This is a genomic window from Hoylesella marshii DSM 16973 = JCM 13450 (assembly GCF_000146675.1).
In the GTDB taxonomy this organism is placed as follows: Bacteria; Bacteroidota; Bacteroidia; order Bacteroidales; family Bacteroidaceae; genus Prevotella; species Prevotella marshii.
Map to the genome: position 1 here is coordinate 1,676,314 of NZ_GL397214.1, position 13,786 is coordinate 1,690,099.

The following is a 13,786-nucleotide window of genomic DNA, read 5'->3' on the forward strand; positions in this document are numbered from 1 at the left end:
CTTAGAATTTATATTTCAGGTGCACTTCCACATCGGCCATTGAGCTGTGGTCGATTCGCTGCAGACCATTGCCGATGTGGTTGCGGTCGAAATAGTTGGTAACCCCTGCCTTTGCTTTCCACGAGAAGTGAGTGCCGAGGGTGGAAGAGACAAACAATGCGTAGCGCATACCTTGCCCATAAAATGACAGGAAACTGAAAGTACGGGGCATGGAATGCTCATACAAATAGATGCGACTTTGGTAATCGCGGGTATGGAAATAGCCGATGTTGGCATGTATCGTGAGCCATGGTGCAACAATCAATGAGCCGGTTTGATTAAACATCCATCCGTTGCTTCGTCGTTTGTAGCTTGTCAGCGCAATATCTGCTTGGGTCTTTATGCTCCATCGGTCGGTTTCGCATGTGGCATAGATGCGTCCCCGATGTTCTGTTTGGCAAATCAGATCGGTTTTCTGCTCGTTATCTTTCTCCCGAATTCTCAGCCTGTATCGTGCGAAAAGCGTCCAATCGCGATACGAAAGCGTGGCCGATGCCATCTCATCCCATGCCTGCGAGGCGCGGGAGGCTTGATAACGAGGCCACGGGAAGTAAGCGTAATCGGAATAAAAGTCGAGCAACAGCCGCCGAGAGGCATCCCAATGGGTGTTGATATATATGCCGCTTTCGTTTTGAACCACACCTCCGTCGCTGAAACTCCTGCTTAATAAAGCCTGATACCGATAGGAATAAAACCGTTGAAGCAAAGTTATCGACAGTGAGGAAGAAGCTTTGACAGTGGCGGAGTTAAGCGTTGCCACGTTGCCACAGCCTGTGATGGCCGTCTCACCATTGAGATGAATGCGCGAAGTGGCGTATCCGTAGTCGAGACCGACGTTCTCGAATCGTCTTCCCAATGGTCGATGCTGTCGGAAAAGCTGTGCGACATGGGGACGCAATGGCTTGTTGAACGATGTAAAAAGCCCTGTAACGCCTACGTGGAATCCGCTGTTGAAATAGCGAAAGTGTGTCCCTGCCACGAATTGCGTTGCATTGTTGTGTCGTTCCATTTCAGTTGTTGTGCGATGATAGCCCGTCTTCAATATAGTAGAAATCGTGCTGCCGTCGGAAGAAAGCGTAGCATCAATGTCCCGATAGGATAGGAACAAACTCGCATCAAGGCCTTTCATGAGGGTAACTGTTGCCGCTGCGCCCTGCAAATAGTCAGCTTCGGTGCGTGAAGCGTGTCCTCTGATGCTGTTACGGCTTCTGCTTAACATGGCCAACATCATCGTTTTACCCATACCGAAGTCAGTATTGGCCACCAATCCCATACCGAACGACACGCGATACCTACCTATGGTGAAGGCTTTTAATTGCCCGATGTCTTGTAAACTCAAATAAAACGAATAGAAATCATATCCTTTTCTGTTGCCCCTATCAAAGAACGGCTCGCCCGCATCTTGTGCTCCGACGATTCCTAACTGCACTTTCTGCGTGTAGCGGAATAGGTATCTGAGGTCGTGTCTGTAGCGATAGCCTAAGAAACCCTGCCTATCGCCTCGGCGAGTGTATAGCGGTATGCGGGCGGTTGTGGAGAGTTGGCTGTGTCCATACTGCCATATCTTGCTCAAAGAGGGTAGCGGCGGACGCTCACGGCTGCCTGCCCTGCAGAAGAAAGGAAGCAACCGACATTGTAACCGGTCAAGAGAGGGAATGAGAATGAGTTCATCCAGCGTCTTCATGGCTCCGTATTTGTACAGATATTCCATGATGTCGGCAATCTGAAAGCTGTTGAGGAAAGGTATGCGTTCTAAGTCTTCGCGAGTGGCGGTGTTGATGTTCAGCGGATGATCGGCCAAATCGGAGAGCACTTCATACACCGTTTCATCAGCAGGCTCTGCACCTTCTTCCGTTTCCATCAGTGCATGATAGAGTGTCTGCCAATCGTTTTCGTCTTGTGCTCGCATGGCTCCTGTTCCGAAGAGCAACAGTAGAAAGGCGAAGAGAGCTTTCATTCCATCCATCTGTTGATAGCGTTTTCAGGTATGATAGGTGATAAAACGCAGATTCCGCCTTTGCTTCTTATGGCAGAGAAGCCAAGGTTTCAGCGCGTAGAAGCGAAGCCGTCAGCTATTGTCGGCTTCGCTTTTATGTTTGGCAAACAGTCTGTTTACCACGAGCGAGATGGCTCCGTCGCCCGTCACATTACAGGCTGTACCGAAGCTGTCCATAGCTATATAGAGGGCAATCATGAGTGCTTGTTCCTCAGCTCCAAAGCCTAAGATGGAACTAAGCGGAGCTAACGCCGCCATGATAGCACCTCCCGGCACCCCCGGAGCTGCCACCATAAAGATAGCAAGTATCATTACAAAGTGCAGAAAGAGAGGAAACGAGTGTTCCATGCCCTGCAACAACATGATGGTAAAGGCGCAAGCAGTGATTTTCATGGCAGATCCGGAGAGATGAACCGTAGCACATAAGGGGATAGTAAAGCCTGCCACGCCTTCGGAAACTCCGTTCTTCACAGTTTGTTTCAAAGTGATGGGGATGGTTGCGGCCGACGATGAGGTGCCGAGAGCTGTGAGATAAGCCGACCGCATGTTCCAAAGCAGCTTAAAAGGGTTCTTCTTCACAATGGCACCTGCTATAATATATTGGTAGAGGAGCACAAAGATATGAAGCGCAAAGATAACTACGATGATGGTGGCAAACACACTAATGATGCGGAAAGCTTCACCGCTGACGGTCATATTGAGAAAGATACCGAAGATATACAGCGGCAACAAGGGGATGATTGCTTGTTCGATGCTTTTTTCTATGATGTGTTTGAACTCATTGCTTGCGTTCTTCAAGGTCTTCAAATTGCCGTATGCGATGCCTAAACCTGCAATGAAAGAGAACACGAGGGCACTCATGACATCGAGTATGGCTGGTATATTGACTGTAAAAAACGGTTCGATAGGAGCTGATTTCTGCATGGCGGCAAGTCCGGAGGTGCTTGCGCTCACGAGGGAAGGAAAGAATGCTGCCCCCGTAAAATAAGAGAGCATGCCCGCCACCACAGTATCTATATACGCAATTGCTACGGTAACAAGAAGCATCTTGCCTGCTCCATGACCGATTTCAGCTATCGCCGGCGTTACAAGACCTACGATAATGAGGGGTATCATGAACCCCAAGAACTGACTAAAGATGCCGTTGAAAGTGACAAAGAGCCGCACCCAAGGCATCGGGAGCACATACCCCATGGCCACACCGAGGATGATGGCGATGACAATACGTCCCAAAAGTCCGATTTTTACCTTTTTCATAGTATGACAATCAGAAAGGGGGCGAGCCGTGAAAGCCCGTCCCCCGATGGTTAGTTTCTATCTGCGAGAAGTCTGTCGGCTACAGCCTTGCCCAATGCTTCACATTGTTTTTTTACCTCATCATTCATCGCGAGTTTCATTTCCACAGGCTCTCCTACGACTTCAAAGTGAAGTTCGTTGTCGTTCCATTCCTTTATCTTGGCCACAGCTTTGCCCGCCCAACCGTAACTTCCGAACCATCCAAGGAGGTGATGCTTGATGTCTCTGTTGGCCATCTCACTGAGCAGAACATCCATTTCGTGGTAAAGCCCCGTATTATAGGTAGGCGCGCCCACGATAAGAGCTTTGTAACGGAACACATCTCTGATGATATAAGAGTGGTGGGTCTTAGATACATTGTATAAAACGATATTCTTGATGCCTGCCTCACTTGCCGAACAGGCTATTGTTTCGGCCATTCTTTCGGTATTGCCGTACATCGTTCCGTAGCAGATAACAATGCCTTCTTCCGTTTCATACTTGCTCATGGCATCGTAAAGGCTTACGACGCGCTCGATGTGCTCATGCCAAATGGGGCCATGGGTGGAACAGATGTAATCGAATGAAACATCCTTCAGTTTCTTCAAAGCATTCTGAACGGGCGTGCCATACTTACCTACGATGTTGGAATAGTAGCGTACCATCTCCAACCAGAATGAGCTGCAATCGATGTCTTTGTCGATGATGCCGCCGTTCAAAGCCCCGAAACATCCGAAAGCGTCTCCCGAGAAAAGTGTTCCGGCAGTAGTGTCGAGGGTCATCATGGTTTCCGGCCAATGCACCATAGGTGTCATAAAGAAGTTTAAAGTGTGGTGTCCTAACTCCAGCGTATCGCCGTTTTTCACCTCCACCGTTCCGCTTTCTATGTCGTAGAAACCTTTGAGCATGTCGAAAGTCTTCTTGTTTCCCACAATCTGAACATTGGGATAATACTTTCGTATGAGAGACAACGAACCGCTATGGTCGGGCTCCATGTGATTGATAACAATGTAGTCGACGGGTCGATTGCCGATTACTTCGCGCAGATTCTCCATGAATTGCACAAAGAAATCTACTTCCACCGTGTCGATTAAACAGACCTTGTCGTCATCAATGAGATAAGAATTGTATGAAACGCCGTTCGGCAATGGCCAAAGACCTTCGAAGAGAGCCTTGTGTCGGTCGTTTACACCTACGTAATATACCTTGTTTACTATTTCTTTCATATCAATATGGTTTGTTGGTACGTCGTTGTTGTCGGGATAGTCGGGGTGATTCTTTCTGCAAATATCCGAAAAAATGGGGAAAGAACAAAGTAAAACGGGGGATTTTTAGCTTTTCTTCCTGAAATCGGGAGGAGTGGGGAGAGGAGGCGTTTGCTTGCGAATGACACGCTCGCGGGTTCTCTTTATGGCAGTGAAAGATAGGTCATGACGGAAAGGCGGGAGAGCTGTCATGCTTTCCGTTTTAAGTACTCATAACCGATGCGACATCTTAGACAGTCTTTTTTCTCGCAATATTCGCGCTTTAATTGTATAAGTGCTTGACTGTCGGCAGCTGTTTTCACCGTCAGTCCGCAGGCTTTCCACATCCTCACGATATGGTTGTTTTCCGCTTGTAACCCGTCGAGAAGGTCGAAAGCACGGACGCATAATGCCTCTTGCGCCGTGCTGCGACCATAGGCAAAGAGGGTGGGAATGGCGGTGTTGATGAGCAACAGCCGGAGCGAGGCTGCCGAGAGCCGCTTCTGTTGCCGTGTACCGGCAGCGCCGAAGCTGTAGTGCGTTTCCCAATAGGGCGAGACATGAATTTCGAAGAGCTGTTCCAAGGCTTTTACATCGGTACATTCCAACAGTTTGCGCAAACTCGTCCGGTGTTTACAGTAGAGTGCTGCAAGCTGGGCAATGCGCAGATATGGGAAGTTTTGAGGACGTAAACGGAGGAATCGCCACAGCTTAAACGACATGGGCGAGAGATGGAATTTTCGTGTCAGAAAGGCGTATTCCGTCTTTAACTGTAAGAAATATTCTTCTGTCAGGGTTGCTTCTCTGTGTTTTTCCGTCACTGATTCAGGTGTCAGGAGTCCGGCCTGTCCCATAAAAAGAGCCTCTATTTGCTGTTGATGGTCGCGATGATGTGCGGCCGCCGACAAGGGAATGTTCCATGCCCACTGCTCAAACGCCTCGCCGTTGATACCAAAGCCGAAGTTGCGTGCTAAGGTAACGAAATATGTTTTCTCCCAATCGCCGCCGGCTTGTGAGAGTCTTTGCAGGATGTCGGCTGTCTTTCGTTCCAATCGTTCGGCTTGGAGTGAGGCCATCCAGCTGTGTAGGGTCAATCTGCTGAGCGAGGGAATAAGCCTGTGGCAGGGAGGGAAGCGGTCTTCGGCAATCAGCTCCCGATAGTTGCGGGCAATGGTTTCCGGTATCGGAAGCACGAGTTGCGGCAGTTCCCGACCGGCTTTTGTAAAGACGGGAGCACCCGTTTCACCCACCACGTGCAGCACCACATTGTCGTAGGCCGTATCTTTCTCATGGTCATGCAGGTACCAATCGTCGGGGCGGTCGTGAATTTCCACGTTACCCACCCACAGCGTGTCGCCGATTCTTATTTTGGCATTGAAGAAGTCGGGGCCTGCATCGGTGTTGTGCAAGCCGGTATCTATCACGTCCACGGCTTGCCCGTTGTGGGTAAAAAGCTCATGAAGCGGAAAGAGTTTGTGTTTCCATACATAGTGCAGAAGTTGCTCCATAGGGTATAGATGTTGAGGGCTTCTCTCGGCAAAGCTACAATATTTTTTCGACTTTGGAAAGGTTTTACAAGGTAAAAGCTCAGTCGGGAATCTGCACGAGACCTGCTTTCCTACGTTTGTCTGTTGTCTGCGCGATAGCGCTCAAACAGCCATTGTGCAATGAGCGGTGAGCAATGAAATGCAAAGAGCTTAGCTTTCAGCATGTGAAAGCTAAGCTCCAAGGGCGTAAAAGCTATGTTTTAAAAGGGTAAGAGCATAGCTTTTGGAAACGGCTGTCTATCCTATTGTATAATAGGATGTTACGTTCGGTGTCTTCGTTGCATGCAAGGACGGTGTTGCCCGTCTGTCTGCCATGGGGCGACAGGTGTGGGGCGAGCGCATTACAACAATCTATACGTTGAGTTTAATGGCCAATTTCTCCAGCATATCTTTGGTCATGCTGTCGAGGTTGAACGAGGGTTTCCAATCCCATTCCTTACGGGCGCAGGAGTCGTCCATGCTGTTTGGCCAACTTTCGGCAATGCCCTGTTTGAGCGGATCCACGTCGTAGACCATTTTGAAATCGGGCTTATAACGTTTGATGGCTTGGTAAATGTCTTCCGGTTCGAAGCTCATGGAGGCGATGTTGAACGCATTGCGATGTACCAAACGCGAGGGGTCGGCTTCCATCAGCTGAATGGCGGCATTCAAAGCGTCGGGCATGTACATCATGTCGAGATAGGTTCCCTTGCGCAAAGGGCAAGTAAATGTCTCGCCTTTTACCGCGCTGTAATAGATGTCTACTGCGTAGTCGGTGGTTCCTCCGCCGGGTAGCGTCTTATAAGAGATGAGGCCGGGGAAGCGGACAGCACGCGTATCCACGCCGTATTTGCTGTAATAATAGTTGCTGAGCAGCTCTGTTGTGACCTTGGAAACGCCATAGATGGTGCACGGACGTTGGATAGTGTCTTGCGGAGTCTTATCATGGGGGGTATCGATGCCAAACGAACCGATGGAGCTGGGTGTGAAAACGGCGCATTGCTGCTCACGTGCCACCTCGAGAATGTTCCACAATCCGTCTACGCCCACTTTCCATGCTAAGCGTGGTTTGGATTCTGCAACGACGGAAAGGAGGGCTGCCAAGTTGTAGATGGTATCGATATGATGGTCGCGTACCACAGTTGCAATACCCTGAGGGTCGGTCACATCGGCCACAGCCGACGGGCCTCCGTCTTTCAATTCGCCGGTAGGCTCAGCCCCGTGGATGTAACCTGCTACAACATGGTCATTGCCATAACGTTTTCGTAACTCGTTTGTCAGCTCAGAACCGATTTGCCCTGTTGAGCCGATAACTAAAATATTTTTCATATAAAATAGAGATAAGATAGAATTTGTCTGCAAAATAAGCACTTTTTTCGCTAAATTATGAAGATCGGGAATTAAAATAGTTTAAAAGTGAAATGTGGTTTTAAAAAACGTAATCAAATCACGGTGGTCTCAAAAATTATCACTTACTTTGCATCAATAACCCACAAAATTTTAAATCTTATGTATGGAAAAATGAAAGAACACCTCAGCCGTACACTGGCTGAAATCAAGGAAGCCGGACTTTATAAGGAAGAACGCATCATAGAAAGTGCGCAACAGGCGGCTATCCGAGTAAAGGGAAAAGAAGTGCTGAACTTTTGTGCAAACAACTACTTAGGGCTCTCCAATCACCCGAGATTGATAGAAGGAGCTCGCAAAATGATGGAAACCAGAGGATTCGGTATGTCATCGGTGCGTTTTATCTGCGGCACACAAGACAGTCATAAGGAGTTGGAAAAGGCCATTTCCGAGTACTTCCGAACAGAAGATACCATACTTTATGCGGCGTGTTTCGATGCCAATGGCGGTGTGTTTGAGCCGCTTTTCACAGAAGAAGATGCGATTATTTCAGACTCATTGAACCACGCCTCTATCATTGATGGTGTGCGTTTGTGCAAAGCAAAACGGTATCGCTATGCCAATGCAGATATGGCCGAGTTGGAGAAATGTCTGCAAGAAGCGCAGCAACAGCGCTTCCGCATCATTTGTACTGATGGAGTTTTCTCCATGGATGGCAACGTAGCACCGATGGATAAGATATGTGATTTGGCAGAAAAGTATGATGCGCTCGTGATGGTAGACGAGTCTCACTCGGCCGGAGTGGTAGGAGCTACGGGTCACGGAGTGAGCGAGTTGTGCAAGACTTACGGTCGCATAGACATTTATACGGGAACATTGGGCAAGGCATTCGGCGGCGCTTTGGGTGGATTCACTACGGGACGAAAGGAGATTATCGACCTTCTCAGGCAGAGAAGTCGCCCCTATCTGTTCTCCAACTCTTTGGCTCCATGTATCATCGGCGCAAGTATCGAGGTGTTTAAGATGCTGAAAGAAAGCAACGAACTGCACGACCGATTGGTGGAAAATGTGAATTATTTCCGCGAGAAGATGATGGCCGCAGGTTTCGATATCAAGCCTACGCAGAGTGCTATCTGTGCCGTGATGCTCTACGATGCCAAACTCTCGCAGGTGTATGCTGCCAAGATGCTGGAAGAGGGCATCTATGTAACAGGTTTCTACTATCCTGTTGTGCCGAAAGGAGAAGCCCGCATACGCGTTCAACTCTCTGCCGGCCACAACCGCGAACAGCTCGACAAGTGTATTGCGGCTTTCATCAAAGTGGGTAAAGAACTGAAAGTATTGTCGTAAACCGACAGTTTCTAAGGTGTCGCAAACAATCTTTGCAATACCTGAAAGCAAAACCAATACGGGGAAAAGGGTGTCGGAAGATACCCTTGTTCCTCGTTGCTTTTATACGCCTGCCTTGTCAAACATTTTCACACCTTATTTATATAAGGACATGAAAAACGAGAGATGAAAATGCAGGATGCTTCGCGCTGTTTTACAATAAAAGCGAAAAGAGGGCGTTATCTCTTATGTGTTGAAACGTATTGTCCATATAATTACCGTTTGGTTGCTGGTCTCTGCTGGTGCAAAGGCACAGTATGAAGTGGCATTCAGCCACTATTTCGACATGGAAACGGCTTTCAATCCCGCGGCAGCCGGTAAGGAATCGAAGCTCAATATCACGGGAGCGTATGCCTCTGACTTCACGGGATTCGAGCATAATCCACGCACAGCATACCTTGCTGCCGATGCTCCTTTCAGGCTGTTGAATGCAAATCATGGTGCCGGTGCTTCGTTTATGAGCGATAAAATCGGTCTGTTTACCCATCAACGCATCACCTTGCAATATGCGTTCCATCAACCTCTATGGGGCGGAACCTTAGCCTTGGGCGCACAGTTAGGCTTTTTAGGCGAAACATTCGATGGATCCCGCCTCGATGCAGGTCAACAAAACGACCCTGCTTTGCCCACGATGCAGGTAAACGGAAGCAGCTTCGATATGGCGTTGGGGCTCTATTATAGGTATCGAACGTGGTATGCCGGCCTTTCGGCACTGCACATCAATACACCCACTCCTCAGCTCGGAACCAACAATGAGTTGAAAATAACGCCTGTTTATTATTTAACGGGAGGATACAATATAAAGTTAAGAAACCCGTTTCTTAAAATACTACCTACCGTTCTCTTGCGTACCGACGGCACGACCCATAGGGCTGACATCACGGGACGGTTGGTTTACCAGACCGAGAACAGGTTTCTGTATGGCGGATTGGGCTACAGTCCCACCCGTTCTGTTACCGTTCTTGTGGGTGGTAGCTTTCATAGCGTGCACGTGGGGTACAGCTACGAGATGTACACCTCTACCCTTCATCCGGGTAATGGCAGCCATGAACTCTTTGTAAGTTATATGATGGACATCGATATCGCTAAGAAAGGGCGCAATAAACATCAAAGTGTAAGAATACTTTAACAATAAGATATGAAAATAAGAAAAGGCTTTCCCTTACTCTGCCTCTTGGCTTCGGCACTCTTGCTGACGGGCTGTTTCGGCGGGAAATCACTGCTTTCGAGTGGCGGAGGAGGCGAAGTAACCGGTGTAGGGACAGGTAAGCCGTTTACAGAACCTGCCCCTTACGGCATGGTTATGGTGAAACGAGGATATATAAGGATGGGTATGAGCCGTCAAGACAGCCTTTGGGGACGTCAGACTCCTGTGAAAGATATCTCTGTAGACGGCTTTTGGATGGATGAAACGGAGGTTACCAATTCCAAATACAAGCAGTTTGTAAACTGGGTTCGCGATAGTATCTTGCGTGAAAGGCTCGCCGATCCGGCCTATGGAGGCGATGAATCATATAAAATAACCGAAGATAAGTTCGGTAATCCGGTCACTCCTCATCTGAATTGGCGTAAGCCCTTACCCCGCAAACCCGATGAAAACGCATTGCGGGCGATAGAGAGTCTCTATGTAACCAATCCCGTTACAGGCGAAAAACTCATAGATTGGCGGCAGTTGAATTACAGATATGAGGTGTACGACTATACCACGGCAGCCCTTCGCCGCAATCGTCTGAACCCTGAAGAACGTAACTTGAATACCGACTTCACTGCCAATCCGGACGATGTTGTGATGATTTCCAAAGATACGGCATTCGTAGATGATGAGGGAAGAATTGTGAGACAAACCATTGACAGGCCGCTTTCCGGCCCGTGGGACTTCCTCAATACGTATATTGTAAACGTGTATCCCGACACAACTTGTTGGGTAAACGACTTTAAAAACTCTGATAACGAAACCTATCTGCGTAACTATTTCAGCAATCCTACTTACAATGATTACCCTGTTGTGGGTGTAACGTGGGAACAAGCCAATGCCTTTTGTGCATGGCGAACAGACTATTTATTGGCTGGTTTGGGACGTGAGGCGCGTTATGTGCAGCGTTATCGTCTGCCCACAGAAGCCGAATGGGAGTATGCCGCACGAGGAAAGAACGGTACGGAGTTCCCTTGGGAAAATGAAAACGTAAAGAACGGAGAGGGATGCTTCTATGCTAACTTCAAGCCCGACCGTGGCAATTATACCAAGGATGGTAATCTGATAACCAGCAAAGTGGGCATTTTTTCACCCAACACAAACGGCCTTTACGACATGGCCGGTAACGTAGCGGAGTGGACAAGCACTGTTTATACCGAATCGGGGGTGGATGCCATGAACGATTTAAACCCTCAATTAAAGTACAATGCGGCAAAAGAAGACCCCTATAACTTGAAGAAGAAAAGCGTAAGAGGCGGCTCGTGGAAAGACCCGGAGTCGTATATCCGCTCGGCATGGCGCACATGGGAGTACCAGAATCAGCCCCGTTCATACATCGGTTTCAGATGTGTACGCAGCTTGGCAAGCTCTTCCAGCACCAAACAAAAACACTTAAAAAAAGGAAGAAAATGACAGAATACAGCAAGTTTAACATCGTTTACCACCTCCAAAGGTGGATGGACAGCGTACCCGGGCAAACCTTTTTGAACTATGCCTATAGTTGGGGAGCCTCCGTTGTGATACTTGGAACGCTCTTTAAACTTACCCATCTGCCCGGCGCAAATATCATGTTGTTTCTTGGAATGGGAACAGAAGTGGTGGTGTTCTTCCTCTCCGCGTTCGACAGACCTTTCGATAAAACACAAGAAGGCAAAGAACTGCCCACGCATATCACCGAAGAATACATGGAAACAGGGCAAGTTGTATATAATAAGGTGGAAGCGGTGGCACCAGAAAAGCCCACTTCCCGTCCCACAGTAATTGCTGCAACAAGTGCTTCGAGTTCTGCACCCGAAGTGTTGCAACCGACATCCGACACGATAGAGGCTGTGCAGCGACAGCAGCAAATCACGCCTGAAATGGAACAGGCAACAAGCAATTATGTGGCAGAACTCAACCGACTGACTGAAATGTTGGCAAAGGTGAGCGAACAAAGTCAGCGCCTTACAACCGACAGCGAGGAGATGGAAAACCTCAACCGCACGCTGACCGGTATCTGTAAGATATACGAAATGCAACTCAAAGGTGCCAGCCGACAGATAGGAACGATAGACCAAATCAACGAACAGAGCACCAAGATGGCGCAGCAAATCGAGCAGTTGAACCGCATCTATACACGTATGATAGAGGCCATGACCGTCAACATGCGTGCCACCACTCAGGGGCAACCTGTCGATACCTTATAAACCGTAATGTCGCTGCTCTGCCGATAGTAAGAAAAACCTATGGCCATAAAGAAAAGACCCATATCTCCACGCCAGAAGATGATAAACCTGATGTATGTCGTCCTTATGGCAATGCTTGCATTGAACGTCTCTCCAGAGGTGCTCAACGGCTTCTCTATTGTTGAAGAAAGCCTCAACCGAACCACAGAGAACTCGTCGAAAGAGAATGCCGCGCTATACAGCGACTTCGCCAATCAGCTGAAATCAAACCCGCAAAAAGTAAAGGAATGGTTTGAAAAGGCGACCTTCGTGAAGCAGATGAGCGATTCTTTGTTCGACTTTGCCCAAGCTTTGAAGTGGCAGATAGTTAGAGAGGCCGACGGACAAGAGGCCGATTTGCGCAATATTCAGAATAAAGAAGACCTCGAAGCGGCCAGCCATGTGATGTTAGCCCCTGGCACAGGACAGGGTAAAAAGCTATTTAATGCCATTAATTCTTACAGAGAACGTATCCTGAAAATGGTGACCGATGCCCGTCAAAGGCAGATTATCACCGATAATCTGAGCACCCGACTTCCCGCCAAAGCCCACACAATGGGCAAGAATTGGCAAGAGTATCACTTTGAAGACATGCCTGTGGCTGCGGCCATTACACTGCTGTCGAAACTGCAAAGCGATGTTCGCTACGCCGAGGGAGAGGTGCTTCATACGCTGGTGGCTAACATCGATTTGAAAGATATACGAGTGAATCAACTCAGCGCGTTGGTCATTCCCAATGCCAAAACCGTTGTCCGAGGCGACAAATTCTCTGCTCAAATCGTTATGGCGGCTATCGATACCACCATGAGACCTCAGATTTTTATCGGCGGACGGGCAGTGAATTTGCGCAACAACACCTATGAATTCATCGCCGGACGTACCGGAGAATTCAATCTAAGCGGATATATCGCAGTGCAAAACGGAAGTGGCGAGACCCTCAAACGTAACTTTTCGCAGCCTTATACTGTGGTAGAACCGAGCGCAACGGTATCTGCCGACCTCATGAACGTGCTCTATGCCGGTTACAGCAATCCGCTTTCAATCAGTATTCCGGGAGTTCCTTTGAATAAAGTGTCGGCTTCCATGACCGGCGGTACACTGCAACCTACAGGTCCCGGCCGATATATTGCACGCCCCTCTGCCGTTGGTCACGACGTGAAGATAACGGTTTCGTCTACCCAGACAGGACATATGCAGCAAATGGGACAGTTCGTTTTCCATGTCAGAAAGCTGCCCGACCCCACTCCTTACTTAGCTTTGGGCACATCGAGGTTTAAAGGCGGTGCACTGACAAAGGCCAACCTCATGTCCGTCACAGGCATAAAAGCGGCTATTGACGATGGTCTTTTAGACATAGAGTTTCGTGTTACAGGGTTTGAAGCCGTGTTTTTCGACAATATGGGCAATGCTGTTCCGATGGTGAGCAACGGCTCTCAGTTCTCAGACCGTCAGCGGGAAACGTTCCGAACCTTATCCCGCAATAAGCGATTCTATATCACCCATGTCAATGCAGTTGGGCCGGATGGCATCTCAAGACGTCTTTCCGCTGCAATGGAGGTGGTTCTCCGATGAGC

At 48.6% G+C, this 13,786-nt stretch carries 10 protein-coding genes; 5 read left to right on the plus strand and 5 right to left on the minus strand.

Annotated features, from left to right (window positions below):
• Position 1: 1 nt before the first annotated feature.
• The 5 genes from HMPREF0658_RS07020 to HMPREF0658_RS07040 form a co-directional block, all read right to left on the minus strand.
• Positions 2-2,005 (minus strand): helix-hairpin-helix domain-containing protein, encoded by a 2,004-nt coding sequence (locus tag HMPREF0658_RS07020; protein ID WP_006949701.1) that lies wholly within the window; start codon positions 2,003-2,005, stop codon positions 2-4.
• Positions 2,006-2,107: 102 nt separating this feature from the next.
• Positions 2,108-3,292 (minus strand): dicarboxylate/amino acid:cation symporter, encoded by a 1,185-nt coding sequence (locus tag HMPREF0658_RS07025; protein WP_006949702.1) that lies wholly within the window; start codon positions 3,290-3,292, stop codon positions 2,108-2,110.
• 50 nt (positions 3,293-3,342) lie between these two features.
• Positions 3,343-4,536 carry an FprA family A-type flavoprotein gene (locus HMPREF0658_RS07030; protein WP_006949703.1) on the minus strand — a complete coding sequence of 398 codons (1,194 nt, stop codon included), beginning with the start codon at positions 4,534-4,536 and terminating at the stop codon, positions 3,343-3,345.
• Positions 4,537-4,763: 227 nt separating this feature from the next.
• Positions 4,764-6,062, minus strand: a complete 1,299-nt coding sequence (locus tag HMPREF0658_RS07035) for a DUF2851 family protein (RefSeq protein ID WP_006949704.1) — start codon at positions 6,060-6,062, stop codon at positions 4,764-4,766.
• A 390-nt stretch (positions 6,063-6,452) separates the two neighbouring features.
• Positions 6,453-7,409, minus strand: coding sequence for an NAD-dependent epimerase/dehydratase family protein (locus tag HMPREF0658_RS07040; RefSeq protein ID WP_024990813.1), 957 nt, complete (start codon positions 7,407-7,409; stop codon positions 6,453-6,455).
• A gap of 180 nt (positions 7,410-7,589) precedes the next feature.
• Here HMPREF0658_RS07040 and kbl point away from each other — a divergent pair, with 180 nt between their 5' ends.
• From kbl to porM, 5 genes are all read left to right on the plus strand, one after another.
• On the plus strand, positions 7,590-8,777 hold the full coding sequence (gene kbl, locus HMPREF0658_RS07045) for a glycine C-acetyltransferase (protein ID WP_024990814.1): 1,188 nt from the start codon (positions 7,590-7,592) through the stop codon (positions 8,775-8,777).
• A gap of 229 nt (positions 8,778-9,006) precedes the next feature.
• Positions 9,007-9,945 (plus strand): PorP/SprF family type IX secretion system membrane protein, encoded by a 939-nt coding sequence (locus HMPREF0658_RS07050; protein WP_006949710.1) that lies wholly within the window; start codon positions 9,007-9,009, stop codon positions 9,943-9,945.
• Positions 9,946-9,954: 9 nt separating this feature from the next.
• Positions 9,955-11,421 carry a T9SS ring complex lipoprotein PorK/GldK gene (gene porK / locus HMPREF0658_RS07055; protein ID WP_006949711.1) on the plus strand — a complete coding sequence of 489 codons (1,467 nt, stop codon included), beginning with the start codon at positions 9,955-9,957 and terminating at the stop codon, positions 11,419-11,421.
• Positions 11,418-12,194 (plus strand): type IX secretion system motor protein PorL/GldL, encoded by a 777-nt coding sequence (gene porL / locus HMPREF0658_RS07060; RefSeq protein WP_006949712.1) that lies wholly within the window; start codon positions 11,418-11,420, stop codon positions 12,192-12,194. Before porK ends, porL begins: the two co-directional genes overlap by 4 nt.
• A gap of 39 nt (positions 12,195-12,233) precedes the next feature.
• The gene (gene porM, locus HMPREF0658_RS07065) at positions 12,234-13,784 is read left to right on the plus strand and encodes a type IX secretion system motor protein PorM/GldM (RefSeq protein ID WP_006949713.1); all 1,551 of its coding nucleotides are present in this window, start codon (positions 12,234-12,236) and stop codon (positions 13,782-13,784) included.
• Positions 13,785-13,786 lie beyond the last annotated feature (2 nt).

What these genes read in the sequence shown, in the direction of transcription:
- porK (WP_006949711.1), top strand. Translation starts at nt 9,955, where the DNA reads ATGAAAATAAGAAAAGGCTTTCCCTTACTCTGCCTCTTGGCTTCGGCA.
- kbl (WP_024990814.1), top strand. Translation starts at nt 7,590, where the DNA reads ATGTATGGAAAAATGAAAGAACACCTCAGCCGTACACTGGCTGAAATC.
- HMPREF0658_RS07030 (WP_006949703.1), bottom strand. Translation starts at nt 4,536, where the DNA reads ATGAAAGAAATAGTAAACAAGGTATATTACGTAGGTGTAAACGACCGA.
- HMPREF0658_RS07020 (WP_006949701.1), bottom strand. Translation starts at nt 2,005, where the DNA reads ATGGATGGAATGAAAGCTCTCTTCGCCTTTCTACTGTTGCTCTTCGGA.
- porL (WP_006949712.1), top strand. Translation starts at nt 11,418, where the DNA reads ATGACAGAATACAGCAAGTTTAACATCGTTTACCACCTCCAAAGGTGG.
- HMPREF0658_RS07025 (WP_006949702.1), bottom strand. Translation starts at nt 3,292, where the DNA reads ATGAAAAAGGTAAAAATCGGACTTTTGGGACGTATTGTCATCGCCATC.
- HMPREF0658_RS07040 (WP_024990813.1), bottom strand. Translation starts at nt 7,409, where the DNA reads ATGAAAAATATTTTAGTTATCGGCTCAACAGGGCAAATCGGTTCTGAG.
- porM (WP_006949713.1), top strand. Translation starts at nt 12,234, where the DNA reads ATGGCCATAAAGAAAAGACCCATATCTCCACGCCAGAAGATGATAAAC.
- HMPREF0658_RS07035 (WP_006949704.1), bottom strand. Translation starts at nt 6,062, where the DNA reads ATGGAGCAACTTCTGCACTATGTATGGAAACACAAACTCTTTCCGCTT.